Source organism: Brachybacterium tyrofermentans (assembly GCF_039526165.1).
GTDB lineage: Bacteria > Actinomycetota > Actinomycetes > Actinomycetales > Dermabacteraceae > Brachybacterium > Brachybacterium tyrofermentans.
The window spans coordinates 132,369-151,372 of sequence record NZ_BAAAIR010000043.1; the positions used below are offsets into that span (position 1 = coordinate 132,369).

At 70.5% G+C, this 19,004-nt stretch carries 19 protein-coding genes; 9 read left to right on the forward strand and 10 right to left on the reverse strand.

The window, feature by feature from the left end:
• Window positions 1–107 precede the first annotated feature (107 nt).
• The 3 genes from ABD093_RS12645 (at window position 108) to pdxH (ending at window position 1,748) form a co-directional block, all read left to right on the forward strand.
• Window positions 108–563, forward strand: coding sequence for a hypothetical protein (locus ABD093_RS12645; protein ID WP_343924899.1), 456 nt, complete (start codon window positions 108–110; stop codon window positions 561–563).
• The gene (locus ABD093_RS12650) at window positions 560–922 is read left to right on the forward strand and encodes a transcriptional regulator (RefSeq protein ID WP_343924901.1); all 363 of its coding nucleotides are present in this window, start codon (window positions 560–562) and stop codon (window positions 920–922) included. Before ABD093_RS12645 ends, ABD093_RS12650 begins: the two co-directional genes overlap by 4 nt.
• A gap of 142 nt (window positions 923–1,064) precedes the next feature.
• Window positions 1,065–1,748: a pyridoxamine 5'-phosphate oxidase gene (gene pdxH / locus ABD093_RS12655; protein WP_343924903.1), complete on the forward strand. Its 684-nt coding sequence runs from the start codon at window positions 1,065–1,067 to the stop codon at window positions 1,746–1,748.
• 87 nt (window positions 1,749–1,835) lie between these two features.
• Here the strand turns inward: pdxH and ABD093_RS12660 are convergent, their stop codons facing one another.
• Both ABD093_RS12660 and ABD093_RS12665 read right to left on the reverse strand, forming a co-directional pair.
• Window positions 1,836–2,606: an AAA family ATPase gene (locus ABD093_RS12660; RefSeq protein WP_343924905.1), complete on the reverse strand. Its 771-nt coding sequence runs from the start codon at window positions 2,604–2,606 to the stop codon at window positions 1,836–1,838.
• On the reverse strand, window positions 2,603–3,112 hold the full coding sequence (locus tag ABD093_RS12665) for a GNAT family N-acetyltransferase (RefSeq protein WP_343924907.1): 510 nt from the start codon (window positions 3,110–3,112) through the stop codon (window positions 2,603–2,605). Before ABD093_RS12665 ends, ABD093_RS12660 begins: the two co-directional genes overlap by 4 nt.
• 117 nt (window positions 3,113–3,229) lie before the next feature.
• Here ABD093_RS12665 and ABD093_RS12670 point away from each other — a divergent pair, with 117 nt between their 5' ends.
• Window positions 3,230–3,970, forward strand: a complete 741-nt coding sequence (locus ABD093_RS12670) for a DsbA family protein (RefSeq protein ID WP_343924909.1) — start codon at window positions 3,230–3,232, stop codon at window positions 3,968–3,970.
• Between the two features lie 193 nt (window positions 3,971–4,163).
• Window positions 4,164–4,628 carry an SRPBCC family protein gene (locus ABD093_RS12675; protein ID WP_343924911.1) on the forward strand — a complete coding sequence of 155 codons (465 nt, stop codon included), beginning with the start codon at window positions 4,164–4,166 and terminating at the stop codon, window positions 4,626–4,628.
• A gap of 91 nt (window positions 4,629–4,719) precedes the next feature.
• Here ABD093_RS12675 and ABD093_RS12680 read toward each other — a convergent pair whose 3' ends face one another.
• Both ABD093_RS12680 and ABD093_RS12685 read right to left on the reverse strand, forming a co-directional pair.
• Window positions 4,720–5,601 (reverse strand): glycoside hydrolase family 25 protein, encoded by an 882-nt coding sequence (locus ABD093_RS12680; protein ID WP_343924913.1) that lies wholly within the window; start codon window positions 5,599–5,601, stop codon window positions 4,720–4,722.
• Between the two features lie 189 nt (window positions 5,602–5,790).
• On the reverse strand, window positions 5,791–6,528 hold the full coding sequence (locus tag ABD093_RS12685) for a glutamine amidotransferase (RefSeq protein ID WP_343924915.1): 738 nt from the start codon (window positions 6,526–6,528) through the stop codon (window positions 5,791–5,793).
• A gap of 191 nt (window positions 6,529–6,719) precedes the next feature.
• On the opposite strand from ABD093_RS12685, the gene ABD093_RS12690 reads away from it, so the two are divergent.
• Window positions 6,720–7,685, forward strand: coding sequence for an aminoglycoside phosphotransferase family protein (locus tag ABD093_RS12690; RefSeq protein WP_343924917.1), 966 nt, complete (start codon window positions 6,720–6,722; stop codon window positions 7,683–7,685).
• 81 nt (window positions 7,686–7,766) lie between these two features.
• On the opposite strand, the gene ABD093_RS12695 is transcribed toward ABD093_RS12690, so the two are convergent.
• A complete protein-coding gene (locus ABD093_RS12695) occupies window positions 7,767–9,158 on the reverse strand; it encodes an HNH endonuclease signature motif containing protein (protein WP_377802410.1) in 1,392 nt (463 codons plus the stop codon).
• A gap of 264 nt (window positions 9,159–9,422) precedes the next feature.
• Between ABD093_RS12695 and ABD093_RS12700 the strand changes: the two genes are divergently transcribed.
• Both ABD093_RS12700 and ABD093_RS12705 read left to right on the forward strand, forming a co-directional pair.
• The gene (locus tag ABD093_RS12700) at window positions 9,423–9,698 is read left to right on the forward strand and encodes a hypothetical protein (RefSeq protein ID WP_343925002.1); all 276 of its coding nucleotides are present in this window, start codon (window positions 9,423–9,425) and stop codon (window positions 9,696–9,698) included.
• Between the two features lie 521 nt (window positions 9,699–10,219).
• On the forward strand, window positions 10,220–10,708 hold the full coding sequence (locus tag ABD093_RS12705) for a glutathione peroxidase (RefSeq protein WP_343924919.1): 489 nt from the start codon (window positions 10,220–10,222) through the stop codon (window positions 10,706–10,708).
• A 200-nt stretch (window positions 10,709–10,908) separates the two neighbouring features.
• On the opposite strand, the gene ABD093_RS12710 is transcribed toward ABD093_RS12705, so the two are convergent.
• The 3 genes from ABD093_RS12710 to ABD093_RS12720 all read right to left on the reverse strand — a co-directional run bounded on the left by ABD093_RS12710 (window position 10,909) and on the right by ABD093_RS12720 (window position 15,622).
• Window positions 10,909–12,792, reverse strand: a complete 1,884-nt coding sequence (locus ABD093_RS12710) for a serine hydrolase domain-containing protein (RefSeq protein ID WP_343924921.1) — start codon at window positions 12,790–12,792, stop codon at window positions 10,909–10,911.
• 102 nt (window positions 12,793–12,894) lie between these two features.
• Window positions 12,895–13,404 (reverse strand): hypothetical protein, encoded by a 510-nt coding sequence (locus ABD093_RS12715; RefSeq protein ID WP_343924923.1) that lies wholly within the window; start codon window positions 13,402–13,404, stop codon window positions 12,895–12,897.
• A gap of 1 nt (window position 13,405) precedes the next feature.
• Window positions 13,406–15,622, reverse strand: a complete 2,217-nt coding sequence (locus tag ABD093_RS12720; RefSeq protein WP_343924925.1) for a prolyl oligopeptidase family serine peptidase — start codon at window positions 15,620–15,622, stop codon at window positions 13,406–13,408.
• 116 nt (window positions 15,623–15,738) lie between these two features.
• Between ABD093_RS12720 and ABD093_RS12725 the strand changes: the two genes are divergently transcribed.
• Window positions 15,739–16,278: a VOC family protein gene (locus tag ABD093_RS12725; protein WP_193116904.1), complete on the forward strand. Its 540-nt coding sequence runs from the start codon at window positions 15,739–15,741 to the stop codon at window positions 16,276–16,278.
• 13 nt (window positions 16,279–16,291) lie between these two features.
• Here the strand turns inward: ABD093_RS12725 and ABD093_RS12730 are convergent, their stop codons facing one another.
• Together ABD093_RS12730 and ABD093_RS12735 are read right to left on the reverse strand one after the other, a co-directional pair.
• Window positions 16,292–17,185, reverse strand: a complete 894-nt coding sequence (locus tag ABD093_RS12730) for a PhzF family phenazine biosynthesis protein (RefSeq protein WP_193116903.1) — start codon at window positions 17,183–17,185, stop codon at window positions 16,292–16,294.
• Window positions 17,186–17,306: 121 nt separating this feature from the next.
• Window positions 17,307–18,752, reverse strand: a complete 1,446-nt coding sequence (locus tag ABD093_RS12735; protein ID WP_343924928.1) for an MFS transporter — start codon at window positions 18,750–18,752, stop codon at window positions 17,307–17,309.
• Window positions 18,753–19,004 lie beyond the last annotated feature (252 nt).

Sequence of the window (19,004 nt, forward strand, 5' to 3'; positions counted from 1 at the left end):
CGGACGGCGCGACATGCCGTCGGGGATACGCCGTCGGACGATGCGACGCGCTGCGGCTCGACACTCACGACTTTCCTTCTTGGAAAATGATATGTAGACTTGCCGACATGGAAAGCAACGTTGATCCCGACGAGGCCCGGGCAGCTCTGGCCTTCCTCGACGACGACGGCGCACGGCTGGCAGAGCGGGTCGTCACGCCCTGGTGGTACCACCCGATCGTCGCAGCCATCGTCATCAGCCAGGCATTGCCGGGGACCTGGGGTGTCGCACTCCTCCCCCTGGCCATCGTCGCGATCCCGCTCCTCATGCTGGCCTACAAGAAGCACTCCGGAGTGGCCACCACCCAGCCTGCCGGACCGCGCAGCCGGCGGCTCATGCTCATGCTGCTGGTCATCGTGGTCCTGGCTCTGGTCAGCACTCTCGTCGTCAAGCTCACCGACAGCTCCCCGTGGTGGGCGCTGATCCCCGCGGCGATCGCCGCCGTAGCGACCGTGCTGCTGGGGCGCCGCTATGACGCCGTTCTGCGCCAGGAGCTCGCGCTGCCCGTGAGCGCACGGCGATGAGCCGGTCCGACGACGCGTCCGCGCGCACTCGCCCACAGCCCGCACCTCCCGCCGAGTTCCACGAGGTCATCCATGCTCCGGTGCGGCTGCGGATCTGCGGCCTGCTGCGACAGGTCGACGCCCTCGAGTTCTCGGTGATCCGTGATGCGCTCGAGCTGAAGGACGCGAACCTGTCGAAGAACCTCAAGGTGCTCGGCGACGCCGAGCTGGTGACGGTGACCAAGGAGTCCTCGCCCGACCGCGGCGACTCCCGCCGCCTCACCTGGGTCGCGCTGACCGCCGACGGGCACTCAGCCCTGGAGTCGCACCTGGCCGCCCTGCGCGCCATCGCCGAGGGCGGCGCCGCGCTCTCCCGCTGACCGCGGCCGCGGTCCCGCCGGCCACCCGCGCTTGTCGGCCGCCGCGCCCCCATCGGACGCCCGCGTCTGTCGACTGCTCCGCCCTCGTCAGCGCTCCCGGGCCACCGCGCCGCGACCTGCGCCGAGCTCTAGAATCACCGGTATGACCGACAGTCCCGCCGACCACCGCCTCGCCGAGGAGCGCCTCGACTACCTCTCCGGGTCGCTTGCCGACGACGCCCCGGCGGACCCGCTGGCCCTGTTCGACGTGTGGATGGGCGAGGCCTTCGCCCGGCGCGAGGAGCACGGCGACCTCTCGGATCCGTCGGCCGTGGTCCTGTCCACCGTGGCGATCGATCCTGACGGGAGCCCGCGGCCGCGCTCGCGCACCGTGCTGCTGAAAGGGCACGACGAGGGCGGATTCGTCGTCTACACGAACCTCGCTTCGTCGAAAGCCGCCGAGCTCGACGCCACCCCGCGCGCGGCGCTCCTGCTGCCCTGGTATCCGCTGCAGCGGCAGGTGCGGGTCGAGGGCCGCGTCGAGCATCTGCCCGGGTCCGAGTCCGACGCCTACTGGGCGCAGCGGCCGCGCGGCTCGCAGCTGGGCGCCTGGGCCTCCCACCAGTCCCGCGAGATCGGATCGCGGGCCGAGCTCGATGCGCAGTACGCGGAGGTGGAGGCCCGGTTCGACGGGCAGGAGATCCCGCGTCCGGACTTCTGGGGCGGCCTGCGGATCCACCCCGAACGGATCGAGTTCTGGCAGGGCCGACAGAACCGCTTCCACGACCGCATCGCCTATTCGCTCGGGGCCGACGGCGCCTGGGAGCGGCACCGGCTGCAGCCGTGATCGCTCCGCTCTGACGGTTTACTCGGGCCGTTCAGCCCAGACCACTCGGTGCGGATAGCTCAGACCGGATGACTCAGCCCGGACCACTCAGCCCAGATGGCGGAGGAACCGCTGTGGGGCGTCGAGGAAGCTCCGCCAGGTGCGCACCAGGTCGAGGTCGTCGTAGGCGACGCTGCGCAGACCCCATGGGCCCACCTCGAGGAGATCAGCGCCGGGCAGCGCGGCGAGCACCGGGGAATGCGTGGACAGGATGATCTGCGAGCCGTTCGCCACCAGCTCGCGCAGCAGGCCGAGCAGGGCGAGGCATCCGCTGATCGACAGCGCGGACTCGGGCTCGTCCAGGAGCCACAGCCCACGGATCCGTGAGCGCTCGGCGACCAGCTCGAGGAACGATTCGCCGTGGCTGCGCTCATGCATCATGCCGCCCACGCCGATCTCCTCGTAGTACGTGAACAGCGAGTGCATGGTCTCGGCGCGCAGGAAGAAGCCGGACTTCGCGGCGCCGGCGCCACGCACCAGCTGGAGGTGGTCGACGAGCGGCGACTCCGTGGTGCGGGTGGAGTGCATGGCGCCGGTCCCCCCACCCTCGGGGTTGAGGCCGTAGGCGCCCGCGATCGCCTCGACGAGAGTCGACTTCCCGGCACCGTTGTCCCCGGTCAGCACGGTGATCTGGCCGAGCTCGAGACCCTCCTCGAGCAGCTGGCGCACCGGCGGCAGGGTCGCGGGCCAGGTGGACCTGTCCGCCGGGGCCAGCGGGTGGTCGCGCACGGCGCGCAGCGGGAGCAGGGACAGGGGCTCGTGCGGGGGTCGGGGCTCGTGCTGGGGTCGGGATGCGGGCGGGAGCAGCGGCTCGCTCATATCCCGAAGGCGCGTGCGTAGAGGACCTCGCCGCGCGGGACCGGCCGGCCCGGGTCGAGGGCGAGCACCAGGAAGGCGTCGTCGGGCGCCTCGAAGGGCGCCGTGATCCCGAACCGGGAGGCGGGCTCGAACCCGAAGCGTGGGTAGTACGCGGGATGGCCGAGCACGACGACGACGTTCTCGCCGCGATCGCGGGCGGCCGCGAGCCCCGCCCGGATCGCCGCCGATCCGGCACCGCCGCGCTGCACCTCGGGACGCGTCGCGCACGGCGCGAGCGCGAGGACCTCCTCGCCGCCGACGTGCGCTCGGGTGAGCAGGGCATGCGCGGCCGGGTGGCCCTCGTCGTCGAGGGCCACGACGGAGAGTCCCTCGACCCAGGCCGACGGGTCCGCGCGCAGGGCATCGACCAGATCCGCCTCCTCCGTGGTGGGGAAGGCCGCGGTCAGGATCTCGCGCACGGCCGCCTCATCGCCGGGCCGCTCCGGGCAGGTGCTCCACGTCGTCATCGCCCCAGGATGCCCCATGCCCCCGACACCCCTCCTCCCCGACGCAACGGGCAAGGGCGACGGGCGACGGGCGACGGGCGACGGGATGCCTCGGGCACCCTGGGTAGGATTCGCGGCATGACCGGTTCTTCGACCCAGCCCCGCTCCCGCACTCCGCTCGTCGTCGGGATCATCGCCGCGATCGCGTGCCTGGGCCTCGCGCTGCTCGTCGTGGTCGGACTGGTCGTCGGCGGGGTGCTGTACACCAGCGGCCACACGGATCAGGAGGTCCCCGCGGGTTCGGGCACGAGCACCGGCGATCTGGTCCTGCCCCCAGAGGTCGGGCAGGACGAGCCGTACCTCGAGCTGAGCACGGCCGCGGACGGCCCCGTCGTCGACGTCTATATCGACTTCCTATGCCCCCATTGCGCCACCTTCCACGACGCCCAGGGAGCGGACCTCCAGCAGCTGGCCGAGGACGGCGAGATCACGCTGCGCGTGCACCCCCGCCCCATGCTCGATCCGAACTCCTCCCCGGCCGGCTACTCGAGTCGCGCCGCGAACGCCGCGATCTGCGCCTATGCCGGGAATGCGGACCCGGCGGCGTGGTTCGCGGCGGAGACGGCGCTGTTCGACTCCCAGCCCGGGGAGTCCGGCCTCACCGATGAGGAGCTGACCGACCTGGTGGGCGAGGCGACCGGAGCCGACGTCAGCTCCTGCGTCACCGAGGGCATCTACATCCCCTGGGTCCAGGATGTCGTCGAGCCCGAGGCCCGCCAGAGCACCGAGGGCACGCCGACTGTGCTGATCGACGGCGAGACGTTCACCGGCGACGTCTCCGAGGCCGGGTCGCTGAAGACTGCTGTGGAAGCGGGGTGAACCGGCCCGGTTGACCGCCCGGCCGGGGAGTTGGGCCCGAACCCTGGCGGCAGACCGGATGAGCCCCCTGGCTGCGCGCCGGATGACGTCGCGGCGACCGGGTGGCGAACACCTGAGGACGCCTCGGGAACGTCGCACGAACGTCTCGGGAACCCGGGGTCAGGGACCCGATCGGGCGCTCTACGGTGGCTCCATGCACCCTCCTCGGACCAGGCATGATCCCGTCGGACTCACCCGTGACGCCGGGTGGGCACTCACCGTCGAACGCACCGTGGCCGCCTCCGTCCCGGAGGTGTGGCACCGACTGCTGACCGAGTGGCTCCCGCCGTGGCTGGGCGTCGACTCCATCCCGCAGATGGTGGGTGCCCCGCTGCGCCATCACGGCAGGACCCGCGGCCGGGTCATCGGCTGCCATGTGGGCCGACGGGTGCGGATGCGGTGGACCCCGGAGTCCCTCGACCATGAGACGGAGTTCGAGGTGACGCTGCAGGCGTCCGCACTCGGGACGCCTGCCGGCACCACGATCACGATCCACCAGGAGCGGCTGCTGGGCGTGGCCGAACGGCAGGGCCAGCTCGAGCACTGGGTCGCGGTCCTGGATGACGCGGCGGAGGTCCTCGCGCAGGAGAGCGTGGTCACGCACGACCTGCCCAGCTGAGGCTGGTGTCTCCCTGCCGGGAGCTGACGCCGCCCGTCAGGTGCTGCTCCTGCCAGGTGCTGGTTCTGCCCGGTGCTGGTCCTGCCTGGTGCTACCTCCCCTCGGCGTGCGAGATCGCGCCGTCGCCCTCGGCGATCTCGGCATCGCGGCGCACCTGCTCGGCGCGCACGACGTCGATGTCCACCCCACCGGAGATGCCGGAGACCGCGCCGTCGAAGCGGACCTGCCACACGGCCCAGTCGGCCTGCACGGGCCGGGCGCGCTCGGAGTACAGCCAGTCGGGGCGGGGGCCGGTGACCGGAAGTCCGTAGTGCTGGCGCCAGTCCGAGGACGAGTAGATGACCAGACGGCGGCCCCAGGCCTTCTCCACGGCAGCGGTGAAGGCGTCGATCTCCGTCTGCGCGTCAGCACCGTCAGGGCGGTCCTCGCAGGCACCGTCGAACTCGAGATCGAGCGCCGGAGGGAGGGCGGAATCGTCCGGCGGGGCCGCCGCGAGGAAGTCCTCGGCCTGCTCGGCGCCCGAGGAGCACAGGGTGAAGTAGTGGTAGGCACCGGTGGTGAGGCCAGCGGCCCGGGCCCCGTCCCAGTTCTGCTGGAACGCGGCATCGGTGTATCCCGTGCCCTCGGTGGCCTTGATGTACGCGACGGTGAATCCGTCGGCGGAGACCTTCGCCCAGTCGATCTCCCCCTGGTGGGCGGACACGTCCACGCCCATGGTCTCGTCGGCCCCGAGAGCGATGTCGCCGGGGAGGTTCTCGAGCGCAGCCGCGTCGGTGGGGGTGGTGGCGACGGTCAGGGCGTCGTCGTCGGCCTGGAAGGGCTCTCGCTGAGCGGCACCGCCCCCCGCGTCGTCGCCCCGGATCGCTCCGATCAGTGCGGCGGTGCAGCCGCCGAGGACCAGCAGCAGGGTCAGCGCGAGGACGCCAGCGACGAGCTGTCGGCGTCGGACCTGCTCAGGAGTGAATCGGGGCACGGGCGCGACGCTACCGGAGTGAGTGCTCCAGCACGGGGAGGACGTGCCGCGAGGAAGCGATTTCCCGGCTGCGGCGGGGCTGGCCGATCAGCGGAACTGCCCGATCAGCAGACCCGCCAAACCAGCAGACGCGCCCGACCAGCAGACGCGCCCGCTCCGCGCGGCTACCTGATCAGACCGTCTACGTGATCAGCGGGCGAAGAGGGTGGCGAAGGCGCGCAGCAGCTTCGGCGGCTCGTCGGCCCGCTCGCTCTGGAGGTCGGTGAAGATGTCCTCCATCTCGTCGGGCGAGAAGTAGCCGTGGTCGCGGTAGGCGCGGGCCCGTTCGATGATCGAGGGGATGTCCAGCTCGGGGTGGAACTGGGTGGCGTACTGGCGGGTGCCGACGCGGAACATCTGCACCGGTGCGGTGCGCCCGGACGCGAGCGCCGTGGCGTGGTCGGGAAGGGTGTGCACCGCTTCCTTGTGGCCGACGAGTCCGGTGAACACACCCGGCAGGCCCGCTTCGCGGATCAGGGGATCCTCGCGGCCGGCATCGGTGAGGGTGACTTCGACGGCGCCGAGCGGCTCACCGTAGGTGCGATCGATGACGGCGCCCTGGTGGGTGCCGAGCGTCCCGATGCCGTAGCAGGCACCGAGGAACGGGATGTCCTCGGCGACCACCTGGTCGAGGACCCGGAAGATCTCGCGCTCAGCGAGCTTCTCGGCGTCGGACTTGGCGTCCTCGGGCTCCGAGACCGTGAAGGGACTTCCGCAGAGGATGATGCCGGAGATATCGTCCGCGGAGAATTCCGGGAACGGCTCACGGTCCAGGCGCGCCCAGATCAGATCGTCCTCACGCAGGCCGGTGAAGTCGAGCACGGCGGCCCTCTCGGTGAGGGCGACGTCGTCTTCGGGGCGGGTGGCGATCTGTACGAACGGTTTCACGCAAGAATGCTAACCGTCCGGGCTGGGCCGCCCTGCCAGACCGATTCTGCTGCCGGCCCAGTCAGTCCTGCTCGTGCCTCCCATGCCGGCTGTCCCCTTCGTCCCAGCCGTCCCAGCCGTCCCAGCCGTCTTACCCGCCCTACCCGCCTTGCTCGTCCCACCCGCGTGATGCACCGCTGAAGGAGACCTCCATGATCGAGTCCGACGCCGAAACCGGCGATGACGCCGGAACGACGGAAACGCTGGTCGCCGGGCACGCACTGCCTCCACTTCTCGCGTCGACCGACGATCCCGGAGTGATCGCATGGTGTGCCGAGCTGCCGCAGATCGTCGCGACGGTGCTGACGCGATGGTCCCTGAAAGCGTCGGCCCCGTTCTCCCCCGGAGGGTCAGCGGCATGGGTCGCACCGGTGCAGGACCGCGACGGCGCAGAGCTGGTCCTGAAGGTCGCCTGGGCGCACGAGGAGTCGCGGGACGAGGCGGCCGGTATGGCGGCATGGCAGGGACTCGGCGCCGCCCGGGTGCTGCGCAGCGAGCTGCAGGGGCAGACGTCGTTGCTGCTGATGGAGCAGGTGCTCCCCGGCACACCCCTTGCCGACCTGCTGACCTGGCCGGAGAGGGACGAGGTGGCTGCGGGGCTGCTGCGTCGGATGTGGGTGCGGCCCGAGACTGTGCTGCCGTCCGCAGAGGCTGCGCAGTTCCGCCCGCTGTCACAGATGTGCGCCTGGTGGGCCGACGAGGCGCAGGCCCGAGCGGACGCCGGAGACTCCCCCCTCCCTCGGGACATCGTGGACCGAGGGCTGGCTCTGTTCCGTTCCCTGCCGCGGGAGTGGGATGGGGATCAGGTGCTGCTGGCGACCGACTTCCATCCGTCCAACGTGCTGGCACGGGGCGACGCGGCGGCACGGGAATGGGTGCTGATCGATCCGAAGCCGTATGTGGGCGATCCGCATTACGACCTGCTGCAGCACATGCTCAACGATCCCGAGCGGGTGACCTCGCAACCGGGCGCTTTCGCGGAGCGGATGGCGGGCCTGACGGGTCTGGATCCTGTGCGGGCCAAGCAGTGGCTGTTCGCTCGCTGCGTGCAGGAGGTCGGGGTCATGGACGGTGCCGCACGGGCCGCTCTGAAACTGGTGGCCGACGGCGTGGGGTGAGGGGCCGGGTTCAACGATCCCGATCGGAGCCGGTCACCCGGTCACCTCGTCACCCGGTCACCTGGTCACCTGGTCACCTGGTCATTCACTCCCGGCATCCGGTGCCGATGCGGTTGTTCCCCGCCGGCGGTTGCGGCTCGTCAACAGACGCCAGGCTCTCTCACGCTGCGCCCTGCGTCGCCTTCCTTCGCTCCGTCCGGCACCGTGCGCCGGAGAGATTCCCTGGTCGAGAGCCTCCGGTGCCGCTTCCGGCCGCTCGTGTTCAGTCTCCGCAGGTGGCTCCACGGCCGACGTATCCGGGGAGGGTGGGTCCCGGTACGCCGCTTCCATGCCAGGTTCGTCTGAGTCGGTTTCGTCCGGGTCATTTTCGTCCGGGTCAGTTTCGCTCGAGTCAGTTTCGCTCGAGTCAGTTCCGTTGAGGTCAGTTGCATCCAGGTCGATCGGGTCCGGAGACTGAGCGTCGGCGGGTGATGGACGTGGTGGACGGCTCAACGGAGTCGGCGCGGTCACGCGGGTGACGCCGGAATAACCGGTCCACGCGACCTGATGACCCGGATGGTCCGCATCGTCGACGCGCTCGACAGACAGAGCGTCGTTCTCCTTCTGGTTGCAGTGCGCGCAGCCGTCCTGACCGTTGTCGAGGCTCGTGGGACCTCCCCGCGCGTAGGGCTTGATGTGGTCGTTCTGGCGCGACTGCGCATTGCAGAACGGACCACGACACGACGTATCGCGCCAGGTCAGGAACTTCGCCAGGGCAGACGGAAAGGCGCGGCCGCGGGATTCCACAGCGACCAGCTCCCCCGAGGTGGGGTGCGTGAACAGCCGACGGATGGTGGCACGAGTGACTGGGCCGTCTTTCCCGAAAGGATCAGCATCGGCGGCCCGGGGCGGCGCAACTGCTGCCCGGAGCTGCTCCCTCACCGCCTCGGGCGGGACAGGGCCGTACCCCTCGATGTGCGCAGGGTCGCCGGCATCGGGCCGGAATAGGGCACGGTCGGTGATGATCACGCCGAGGTCCAGCTCCACCTCGTCCATCGCTCCATCTCGGCCCAGGACGGTGTCGACCAGAGCGTCCGCCATCAGCGCGCCGTGACCGGCATCCCCGCCCTCGGCCCGGCGACGTTCCGCCTCGAGCGACAGACGTTTCTGCAGCAGGCGGGCATCGATCGCCGGAAGATGAGCACGCAGATCCGCCATGCCGTGATCGCCCGGCGTGATCGTCACGCCACGACCTCTCCGCGCGCGGCGATGCCGCAGAACCGACCCTTCGGCGTCCAGATCCATCATCGCGGAAGTGGCCTCATCTCGCCATCTCCTCACCCCGGCCCCGTCCAGGGACGGCAGCCGCTCGCCGAGGATCGCGTCGACCTCGCGGAGCTGTGCGCCGTCGAGCACCGACACCGAGCCCGCAACGGCGTAGGCGGCCCGCGAGGAGACCTTCCGCTCGGCCATCGCGGTCAGCATGTTCGGCATCGAGGCGACCAGTCGTCGGGCCGACGCCAGCGAACTGCCAGCGGCCGACGGCGAGCACCGCGCGATCAGGGACAGGTCCCGACGGGTGCGCCCGTCGGCCTGCTTGTCCAGGATCGTCGATGAACGCACTGCGGAATCCTCCTGGGCCGCCTCATCCCGTGCCTCCGCCAGACGATCCCGGCGGGTCACCTCGGCGAGCGCCACCACCGTGCGGGCCTCGAGGGCATCCTGCGCGCCCCTGATCACCTGCTCGGAGACCATGAGGTGAGTGATGCTGCTGCGCGCCATCCCCCGCGTCTCGAACAGAGTGCCCGGATCCCTCGCGAGCGCTTCGAGGAGGAAGCCGACGTCGCCGAGCAGCCGCGCCAGACCCTCCACGCCGCCCTCCCGCACAGCATCGAGCGACCACGGAGAGTTCGAGGAACCTTCCGCATCACCGATATTGTTGCGCGTCGTCGACATGCCCCTAGTATCCCGCGCACGACCGACAAACGAAACACGTCGGCGAAAATGTGGATAAAGCTCAAGGCGACCAAGTGACCTCTCGTGGAGCTGTCGCCATTGATGCGCATCGAGCCTCTGCGACCTGCATGGATAGCCTTACTACGCACGTCGAAGTCAGCCTAAGAGACAACCCCGGAGACAACCCGACGAGGTTTTCCACAATTCCATTGTGGATATTGTGGAAAACTACCCTGTGTGGAGGAAAGATCACGACAGCGACTCCGGCGGAGCGATCATTATTCTGCAATATTTGCGTGGATCTCCGCTGATTCCGCGGCGCACTGTGGACAACGGCGGGCGGGGAGGAACGGCGGCCCGCAGACCGGGGGCCGCGTCCGGAGCTGCGTCCGGAGCTGCGTCCGGAGCTGCGTCCGTAGCCGTGACCGGAGTCGTGACCGTAGCCGTGACCGTAGCCGTGACCGTAGTCGAGTCCAGCGCGGACCCCGGGGTCGAGTTCAGCGCCACGCCCGGGGTAGAGCCCGGGTCCCGACCGGAACCTGCGACTGGAACCTGCGACCAACCCCTCCTCCCCAGCATCGAGGGCCACAATGAGACCCATGACGACACTCGCCGATTTCACCGCGACCACGATCACCGGTACTGAGAAGGACCTCGCCGACTACGCGGGCTCCCCCGTCCTGGTGGTCAACACCGCCAGCAAGTGCGGGTTCACCCCGCAGTACGCAGGCCTGCAGGACCTCTACGCGCGCTTCCACGAGAAGGGCCTGATGGTGCTCGGCTTCCCCTGCGACCAGTTCATGCACCAGGAGCCCGGCACCGAGTCCGAGATCGCCGAGTTCTGCTCGGTGAACTTCGGGGTCGAGTTCCCGATGTTCGCGAAGATCGAGGTCAACGGAGACGGGGCGCACCCGCTGTACCAGTGGCTCACCGGCTCGCACGGCGACATCCCCGCCGGGGACATCGGCTGGAACTTCACGAAGTTCCTGATCGGTCGCGACGGGACGGTGCTGGGCCGCTACGCCTCGGACGTCGAGCCCGCAGATATCGCCGACGACATCGAGAAGGCCGTGGCCGCGTCGTCCTGACCAGGGCAGACCCCACACGGCACGACACGAGCCAGCACGACACGACGTCGCACGACGGCCCCGCACCACCTGCGCGCGGGGCCGTCGATCAGGAGGCGGTGCTCTCCATAGAACGACCAGGCGGCGGCGCCCTCCATAGAACGACCAGGCGGCGGTGCCCTCCATAGAACGATCAGGCAGCGGTGCCCGCCATGGAACGGTCAGCCAGCGTCGACCCACCCGTCGGCCACGATCTGCTCGCGGTCGGCGGCCCGGTCGGTGTCCAGGAGCGTGTCGCGCCCGTCGGCCACCTGGATCCGTCCCACCCAGGCACCCAGCCCGCGGGTCGCGGTGTCCGTCGTCATCGCCAGACGGATCTGGACCTCGCCCGAGAGCACCGGCGAACCACCGGATTCAGGCCCGTCAGATCCCGAACCCGCAGATCCCGAGCTGTCGACCAGGGGGAACACCCCGTTCCACAGCTGTCGCCGGCCCCAGCCGGTGATCTGGCCGTCCGGCACCGCGACGCTCTCCTGATGCTTCGCCTCGAGGGTGCCGGCCAGCGGGATCCAGGTCGAGCCCTGGTCCTGCGAGGCCTCGACGGCGAGCATGTCGTACGCGGTCTCGAGGTGGGAGAAGAGATCCAGTCGCAGCTCCGGCGCCCCGCCCGCCGTGGGCAGGTCGACCGCGGCGGTCAGCGTCGCGGTCGTGCCGTCCTCCTGGCCAGCACGCCACCCGGAACGCACCCCCTCGGGCACCAGCCCCAGCGCATGGGCCACGCAGGTGGAGACCTCGCGGCGAGTGGCCGACGTGCTCGACCATTCGCGCGTGGGGTGCACCGAGTTGGCGAGCATGATGACGATCGTGTCGGTGAGCGGGTCGATAACCAGCGAGGTACCGGTGAATCCGGTGTGGGCCCCGCTGTACGGGCTGGTGAGGCCCGCGTGATAGAACCAGGCCTCCAGCTCCGGGCCGAGGCCGCGCCGTGCGCCGCCCACCCCGGTGATCTCCGCGATGCGGTCCGTGTACATGTCCTGCACGGTCTCCGCCTTGAGGATCCGGGCGTTCCCGTAGCGTCCGCCGCCCAGGAACATCTGCCCCAGCACCGCGAGGTCGCGCGCGGTGGAGAAGACGCCTGCGTGCCCGGCGACGCCGCCGAGGGAGTACGCGTTCTCGTCGTGGACATGCCCGTGCACGAGATACCCGTAGTACTCGACGTACTCCGTCGCGGCGATGCGGTCGCGCAGCTCAGCGGGCGGGTTGTACATCGTCTCGTGCATCCCGAGAGGCTCGGTGATGTGCTCGCGGACGTACGCGTCGAGCGTCTGACCGGAGAGCTTCTCCACGACCAGGCCGAGCGTGATCAGACCCAGATCGCTGTAGACGTACTCGGTGCCCGCGGGGGTCTTCGGCGCGACGGTGAGCACCGCATCCAGGCGCGAGGGCACATCCGGGTACGCGGAGTAGAGGTTGATGAAGGCCGGCAGGCCGCCGACGTGCGTGAGCAGCTGCTGCACGGTGACCCGCCCCTTCCCGTTCTCCGCGAAGCGCGGCAGGTAGGAGGAGACGGTGTCGTCGAGGGCGAGCTCGCCCTGCTCGACCAGCTGCATGACAGCGGTCGCCGTGAAGATCTTCGAGATCGAGGCGAGATCGTAGATCGTGTCGGTGCGCGCAGGGATCCGCTGGTCCTCGGGCAGCTCCTCGCTCGCATCCTTCCAGCGCAGCGCGTAGCCGTCGGCGTGCTCGAGGGCGATCCCTGCCTGCGAGGCGATCAGCACGGAGGCCCCGGCGAAGCGCGGCGGATCGAACTCGAGCCCGGCGCGGATGATGCCGGGCAGCTCCTCGAGCGTCTCGGCGTCCAGGCTCACGGCACCCGGCTGGGCCTCGCGCAGGGTCTTCCCGGATCCACGACGGTCCCAGGGGTGGCGATGCGGCTCGCCGCGGCGCCAGCTCGGGGCGGAGCGGGCGGATTCCGCGGCGGGACTCCTCTTGTACGGGGCGGGGTCGCCGGCGGCGAAGGCCGCGGCGGGGAGGCCGACGGCGGCGGTCGTCGCGGCCAGGGCAGTGGCCGTCAGTCCGGTCCGACGGGTGATCCGGTGGTCCATGAAGCTCCTTCGCATCAGGGTCACCCGCAGCCGACGAGGTGCGGCGCGGGCCGTCGGCCACGCTATCGACAGGCGCCACGATGTGGCAAGCGTCACGCCCGGTCAGCGGGTCGGAAGTCCCGCCCTCCCCCGGCGCAGGGCGGAGAGGCCGTACGCCAGGATCCCCGCCCCCACCAGCAGGAGCACGGCTCGGAGCAGCCCCATGACGATCCCCAGGATGGTGACCACCTGCATCAGGCCTGCCATGCCGTCCGACATCGCAGCCGGGTCGCCGCCCCCGGTGACGTTGACGGTGACACCGAGCGCCCACGCCACGATCAGCACGATCCCGCCGCGACGCAGGAGCCCTCGCCCGCGGACCACCACCAGGATGGACAGGATCAGCAGCGCGAGGCTGAGACCCAGGGAGATCAAGCCGCCGGCGAGCAGGAGCCCACCGAGGACCATCGAGGCCGCGGGCTCAGGGTCCTCGAAGGAGGCCAGGGGCAGCACGACGGCGGCGAGCTGCACCAGCAGGCCGCCGATCCCCAGCACCACGGCGATCACGGCCAGTGCGATCGCCGGGGTCACGGGGGGCTGGACCTGGACGCCCTGCTGCGGGAACGTGGCCATCTCAGCCACGCTCCAGCTCGAGCACCGGCACGCAGGGCGGGCTGAAGCCCAGCACCTGCCCGTAGAACGACAGGGTCGCCTCCGCCGCGCGGATGATCGAGGAGGCCTTGCGGAACCCGTGCTGCTCGCCCTCGAACAGGAGATAGGCGTGCGGGATGCCCTTGGCGGCGAGCGCATCGCGGAACAGCTCGGACTGGCTGGGCGGCACGATGCGGTCCTCGTCGCCCTGGAGCAGCAGCACCGGCACCTCGAGCTCCTCGACGTGGTGGAGCGGGGCGCGCTCGACGTAGAGGTCCTTCCGCTCCGGGTACGGGCCGACGAGACCGTCGATGTAGCGCGATTCGAAGTCGTGGGTGTCCAGGCGGAACTTCTCGAGCTCGGCGACACCGAAGCTCGAGGCGCCCGCGGCGAAGGTGTCGGTGCGGGTGAGGCAGGCCAGCGTGGTCCACCCGCCGGCGCTGCCGCCTTCGATCGCCAACCGCCCTGGATCGGCGATACCGGCCGTGACCAGGTGTTCCATGACGGCCACGGTGTCCTCCACGTCGACCACGCCCCACTGCCCGCGCAGACGGTTGCGGTAGGCGCGGCCGTAGCCGGTCGAGCCGCCGTAGTTCACGTCGACCACCCCGAGCCCGCGGGAGGTGTAGTACGCGGTGGGCAGATGCAGCACCGGGGGGACGTGCCCGGTGGGGCCGCCGTGCACCCGCGCGATGAAGGGCGGCAGATCGCCTTCGCGGCCGGCCAGGCCCTCCTGGTGGGGGCGGTGGACGATCGCGTGGACCACGCCGCCGTCAGGGTCGTTCCGCAGCGGCACCTCGATGCTCTCGCTCGTGGGCAGAACAGCCGGGTCGGGGGCGTCGGAGCGGGAGGAGCGCAGCAGCGTGAGCGGGGAGAGCGCAGGCGCGGGGCCGGTCGACGTGGCATCCGACCGATCGCCCGGCGGAACAGCGGGCAGAGCCGTCTCCGCACCTGGCGACAGCTCCAGGCGGGCGACGTTGATCGCGGCGAACTGGGTCAGCGAGGAGCCGGCGAGCACCAGCAGGCCGTCCTCGCGCAGCTGCATGCCGGCGATCGAGGTGAGCGGGCAGTCCAGGGGCTGCAGGTCGCCGGTGCCGATCCGCAGGATCCCGAGGCCGTCCGCGGCGCGTCCGTAACGCACCAGAACCGTGTCGGCATCGAGCACCTGGAACCAGGTCGTGCCGAGCGACCACATCGACCCGGCGAACTCCTGGTCGAGCTCGAGGACCTGCTGGGCGCCGTCGTCGGTCGTCCACACCCAGGGATTCCACCAGCCCGACGCGTCGGAGATCGCGAGCAGGCGCTGGTCGTCGAGCCATTCGGGCTGCAGCACGGAGGTCTCGGCGTCGCCGAGGACGATCCGGCCCTCCCCGGCGCTGCCGCCCAGCAGCGGGGCGACGTGGAGCTCGGTGCCGTCCCACGGCATCCTCGGGTGCTCCCAGCTGATCCACGCGATCTGGGAGGCGTCGGGGCTGACCCGCGGATGGGCGACGAAGCGGGACGCCGGCGTCACCCGGCGAATCGCCGACGGGTCCTCGGCGGCCGAGCCGTCCAGGGGGACGGCGGCGATATAGCGCTCGATGTGCGGTGCACCGTCGGCCCCGGACCGCGGGCCCTGCTCCCCACCGGTGTGGTCCTCGCAGACCCACCAGACCTCGTCGGTGCCGTCGGCGAGGCGGACCGGCGTGGGATCTGCCCAGCGCAGGGAGGGTCCCTGCGCGCTGGCGACCTCGGGGCCGACTGGCGAGAGCGGGCGCGGCTGCTCCCCCTCGTGGAACGCATGGACCCGCTGGTCCTCGAAGTTCACGAAGACGACCAGGGGTGGATCCCCGGCGCCGCCCGGAGAGGCAGTGTCCCCCGCACCGCCGGGAGAGGCAGAGGCCTCGGCGCCGGGTACGGCCGTCCAGCTCGTGCCGCCGTACTCGTGCACCCGGGACCGCGCGTTGAACGGCGCGGGCAGCACGGTCACGGGATCGGTCGATGGACCGTCCATCGGGGCCGGCCCGTCGTCGACGGAGGGCAGGGCGACGGGGCCCGCGGAGCGCACGATCGCGAGGCGACCGCCCTCCGTCGCGATGCCCTCGGTCCACCACACGGCATCGCCCACCAGCTGCGGAGCGCCGAGCCGGGTGCCGCCGGTGGCGAGCAGCTCGGCGGAGATGGGCGAGGGCCAGGACCCGTACGGAAGCGTCGTCACCATGAGGACAGGGTAGACATGCGAGCGCTCCGACATCTGCGGATGTGGACGGCCGACGCCCACCGGGCCGCACCCGTTCGCGGACAGGCCCTGTCCGCACGGCCGGAGATGCTCGAGCCATGACGTCACAGAACTCCTCCCTGATCACTCCGATCTCACGTCTGACCGGCGGCTACGGCAGCCTCAACGCCTTCGCCGCCGTGACCGGTCCCGGCGGGGCCCGCGGTTTCCTCGAGTTCCTCGGCGCGGTGCTCGACGCCGTCGAGACGCCCGAGGCCCACGCTGTGGATACCGATGGCCTCCTGATCCACTCCGAGGCGCGGATCGGCGATTCGTGCCTCATGGTCGTCGACTCCAAGCCCGGCTGGCCCTTCACCCCGGCGCTCCTCCAGGTCAACGTCGAGGATCCTCACGAGGTGCTGCGACGCGCCCTCGCCGCGGGCTCACGGATCATCACGGAGGTCTCCCCGTTCTACGGCTCGACGATCGCGCGGTTCCAGGACCCGTGGCACAACGTGTGGTGGCTGTACGGGCCGGAGGATGCCGATGCCCCGCCCCTGGAGTGGGACCCCGAGACCGCCGCGCAGGAGGGCGAGAGCGAGGTGCACGCGACGATCTGCCGGGCGATGGAGCAGCTGGCCCCGCCGAGCGGTCCCTGAGCTCCGCGGCGGCTCAGACCAGGATCGATCCCTCCACGGTGAGCACGGTGGCGCCACCGATCCAGATCGGCCCATCCGCCTCGACCTGCACATCGATGCGTCCTTCGCGCTCCAGCACGGTGCCCTGCGCCGCGGTCCACCGTGCAGGCATCGGCTCGCGGCCCACCAGCCACTGGGCGATGCCCGCGTTCAGGCTGCCGGTGACGGGGTCCTCGATGCCGCCGAGCGTGAAGGCGCGGACCTCGTAGAGCGGATCGGCACGGGCGGGATCTGTGCCGGCGGCATGCGTGTCGGCGGGATCAGTGCCGGCGGGATCGTGGCGCCCCACGACCCCGAGCTTCGCGTCCGCCATCCCTGCCAGGTCCGGGGCCAGCGACAGGACCTGCTGGGCCGATTCCAGCTCGAGCACCCTCCAACCCGGCCCGTTGTCGGCCCAGGCGTGTGCGAGCACCGAGGAGCGGGGCACCCCGAGCGCCGACGCGAGTCCGATGACGTCGGCCTCCTCGAGAGGACCGCTGCGGCGCAGCGGCGGAGCGGCGAAGGCGAGCCGGTCCCCGTCACGGCGCACCGTGATGAGCCCGGCCGCGCATTCCTGGATGATCTGCTCACCGGTTGGCTCGCCGCCTGCCCACAGCCAGGCTCGCGCGGTGCCGAGCGTGGGATGCCCGGCGAAGGGGAGCTCGCCCGACGGGGTGAAGATCCGCACCCGGTAGTCGGCCTCCTGCGTGGTCGGCGCCAGCAGGAAGGTGGTCTCCGACAGGTTGGTCCAGCGCGCCACGCGCTGCATGTCTGCGTCGCTCAGGTCGTCGGCATCGAGCACGACGGCCAGCGGATTGCCGCGCTGGGGACGATCGGCGAAGACGTCGAGCTGGAGGAAGCGACGCAGAACGGGCGCGGTGGGAGACATGACGACCAGTCTCGCACCGCGCCCGTCAGCAGGCTCAGCAGGTCATGCGGGTCGGCAGTCCAGCCGGTCCAGCTGGTCCAGCCGGTTCAGCCAGTTCACGTGGATCTGCAGACCTGCCGGCTCAGCGACCGGCGTCGTCGAGGGCCTTGTCCTCCGCCAGCATGACGTCGATGCCGTAGTCCTCGGGCTCGGACTCGGGGATGTCGGTGCCGCTCAGCGATGCCCCGGCGGTCTCCTTGAGGAACAGCAGGGCGATCATGCCGACCACGCAGCCGATCATCACGTACACCGCGGGGAACTCGAGGAACCCCGTGGACTCCACGACCGCCTCGTTCAGCGGCGCGGCCGTGCCACCGAAGATCGAGGTGAACACGTTGTACGTGACGGCGAAGCCCGCGAAGCGCACATGGGCCGGGAACATCGCCGGGAAGGTCGCCGAGATCGTGGACAGCTGCGGGATGTACAGCAGACCGAGCACCGCGAAGCCCACGATCGCGAGGCCGAAGCTCTGCCCCATCAGCATGTACATCGGCAGAGCCATGACGAACAGGCCGATCATCGAGAACCACCACATCTTCTTGCGGCCGATCCGATCCGACAGGGATCCGCAGAACGGGATCACCGCCATCATCGCGACCTCGCCGACCAGGATCACCATCAGCGACTCGTTCGAGGTGAGGTGGATCTTGGTCTCGAGATAGCCGGGCATGTAGGTCAGCAGCGTGTAGTTCGCGATGTTCAGCGGGATCACGAGGCCGGCCATGACCAGGATCGGGCGCCAGTACTTCACGATCAGGTCGCGCAGACCGCCGGTCGCGCTCTCCTCGGACTCGCCGGCATCCTCGAGGTCCTGGAACACCGGGGTCTCGTCGAGCTTGGACCGCAGGTAGAGGCCGATCAGGCCCAACGGGGCGGCGATGAAGAAGGGCACGCGCCAGCCCCACGCCGCCATGGCGTCCTCACCGATGGCCAGCTGCAGGATCAGCACCACCACGGTGCCCAGGGCGAAGCCGCCCAGGGTGCCGAACTCGAGGAAGCTGCCGTAGAGGCCGCGGCGCTTGTCCGGGGCGTACTCGGCCATGAAGGTCGCCGCGCCGCCGTACTCGCCGCCGGTGGAGAAGCCCTGGACCAGGCGCAGCACCGCGAGCAGGATCGGGGAGAGGATGCCCACCTGCTCGTAGGTGGGCAGCACGCCGATGAGGAAGGTCGCCGCAGACATCAGGATGATCGTCAGCGCGAGCACGTGCTTGCGGCCCAGACGGTCGCCGAGCGGCCCCCAGATGAACCCGCCGAAGGGACGGGCGATGAAGGAGATCGCCAGGAAGGCGTAGGTCCAGAAGAGGCCCTCGGAGCCCGAGGGGAAGAAGTGCGCCGCGATGTAGGTGGCGACCACGGCGTAGGCGCCGTAGTCGTACCACTCGGTGGCATTGCCCATCGCGGAGGCCGCGACGGCCTGGCGGATGGTGCGGCGGGGAGGGAGGTCCTCGAAGGCGGTGCCCTCGGAGCCAGAGACCTCGGGGACAGTGCCCTCGGAGGGCGTGGGATCAGGGGTGGTCGATGTCGTCACAGGGGACTTCCCGTTCTTCGCGCACGTGCCGGGGGTACGTCGTGGCGGCGCTCCCGATGACGCGGCGAGAGCACCCACGAGGTCAGGAGCGGCCGACGGCAGGAGACCATCGGACTGCGAGCGTGCACGACGGATCCGTCCTTCGACCCAGCGGCGCACGCCGTCGTAAACGCGGTCACGCTATGCAGTTTCTCGACGCGTCGCCACCGGACGCCCCCTCGAGCGCTCCGTCGAGCGCCTCATCGACGCAGG

What these genes read in the sequence shown, in the direction of transcription:
- ABD093_RS12670 (WP_343924909.1), top strand. Translation starts at nt 3,230, where the DNA reads ATGACCGGTTCTTCGACCCAGCCCCGCTCCCGCACTCCGCTCGTCGTC.
- ABD093_RS12665 (WP_343924907.1), bottom strand. Translation starts at nt 3,112, where the DNA reads ATGACGACGTGGAGCACCTGCCCGGAGCGGCCCGGCGATGAGGCGGCC.
- ABD093_RS12710 (WP_343924921.1), bottom strand. Translation starts at nt 12,792, where the DNA reads ATGGACCACCGGATCACCCGTCGGACCGGACTGACGGCCACTGCCCTG.
- ABD093_RS12675 (WP_343924911.1), top strand. Translation starts at nt 4,164, where the DNA reads ATGCACCCTCCTCGGACCAGGCATGATCCCGTCGGACTCACCCGTGAC.
- ABD093_RS12715 (WP_343924923.1), bottom strand. Translation starts at nt 13,404, where the DNA reads ATGGCCACGTTCCCGCAGCAGGGCGTCCAGGTCCAGCCCCCCGTGACC.
- ABD093_RS12725 (WP_193116904.1), top strand. Translation starts at nt 15,739, where the DNA reads ATGACGTCACAGAACTCCTCCCTGATCACTCCGATCTCACGTCTGACC.
- ABD093_RS12705 (WP_343924919.1), top strand. Translation starts at nt 10,220, where the DNA reads ATGACGACACTCGCCGATTTCACCGCGACCACGATCACCGGTACTGAG.
- ABD093_RS12650 (WP_343924901.1), top strand. Translation starts at nt 560, where the DNA reads ATGAGCCGGTCCGACGACGCGTCCGCGCGCACTCGCCCACAGCCCGCA.
- ABD093_RS12720 (WP_343924925.1), bottom strand. Translation starts at nt 15,622, where the DNA reads ATGGTGACGACGCTTCCGTACGGGTCCTGGCCCTCGCCCATCTCCGCC.
- ABD093_RS12695 (WP_377802410.1), bottom strand. Translation starts at nt 9,158, where the DNA reads ATGCCGAACATGCTGACCGCGATGGCCGAGCGGAAGGTCTCCTCGCGG.
- ABD093_RS12660 (WP_343924905.1), bottom strand. Translation starts at nt 2,606, where the DNA reads ATGAGCGAGCCGCTGCTCCCGCCCGCATCCCGACCCCAGCACGAGCCC.
- pdxH (WP_343924903.1), top strand. Translation starts at nt 1,065, where the DNA reads ATGACCGACAGTCCCGCCGACCACCGCCTCGCCGAGGAGCGCCTCGAC.
- ABD093_RS12690 (WP_343924917.1), top strand. Translation starts at nt 6,720, where the DNA reads ATGATCGAGTCCGACGCCGAAACCGGCGATGACGCCGGAACGACGGAA.
- ABD093_RS12730 (WP_193116903.1), bottom strand. Translation starts at nt 17,185, where the DNA reads ATGTCTCCCACCGCGCCCGTTCTGCGTCGCTTCCTCCAGCTCGACGTC.
- ABD093_RS12645 (WP_343924899.1), top strand. Translation starts at nt 108, where the DNA reads ATGGAAAGCAACGTTGATCCCGACGAGGCCCGGGCAGCTCTGGCCTTC.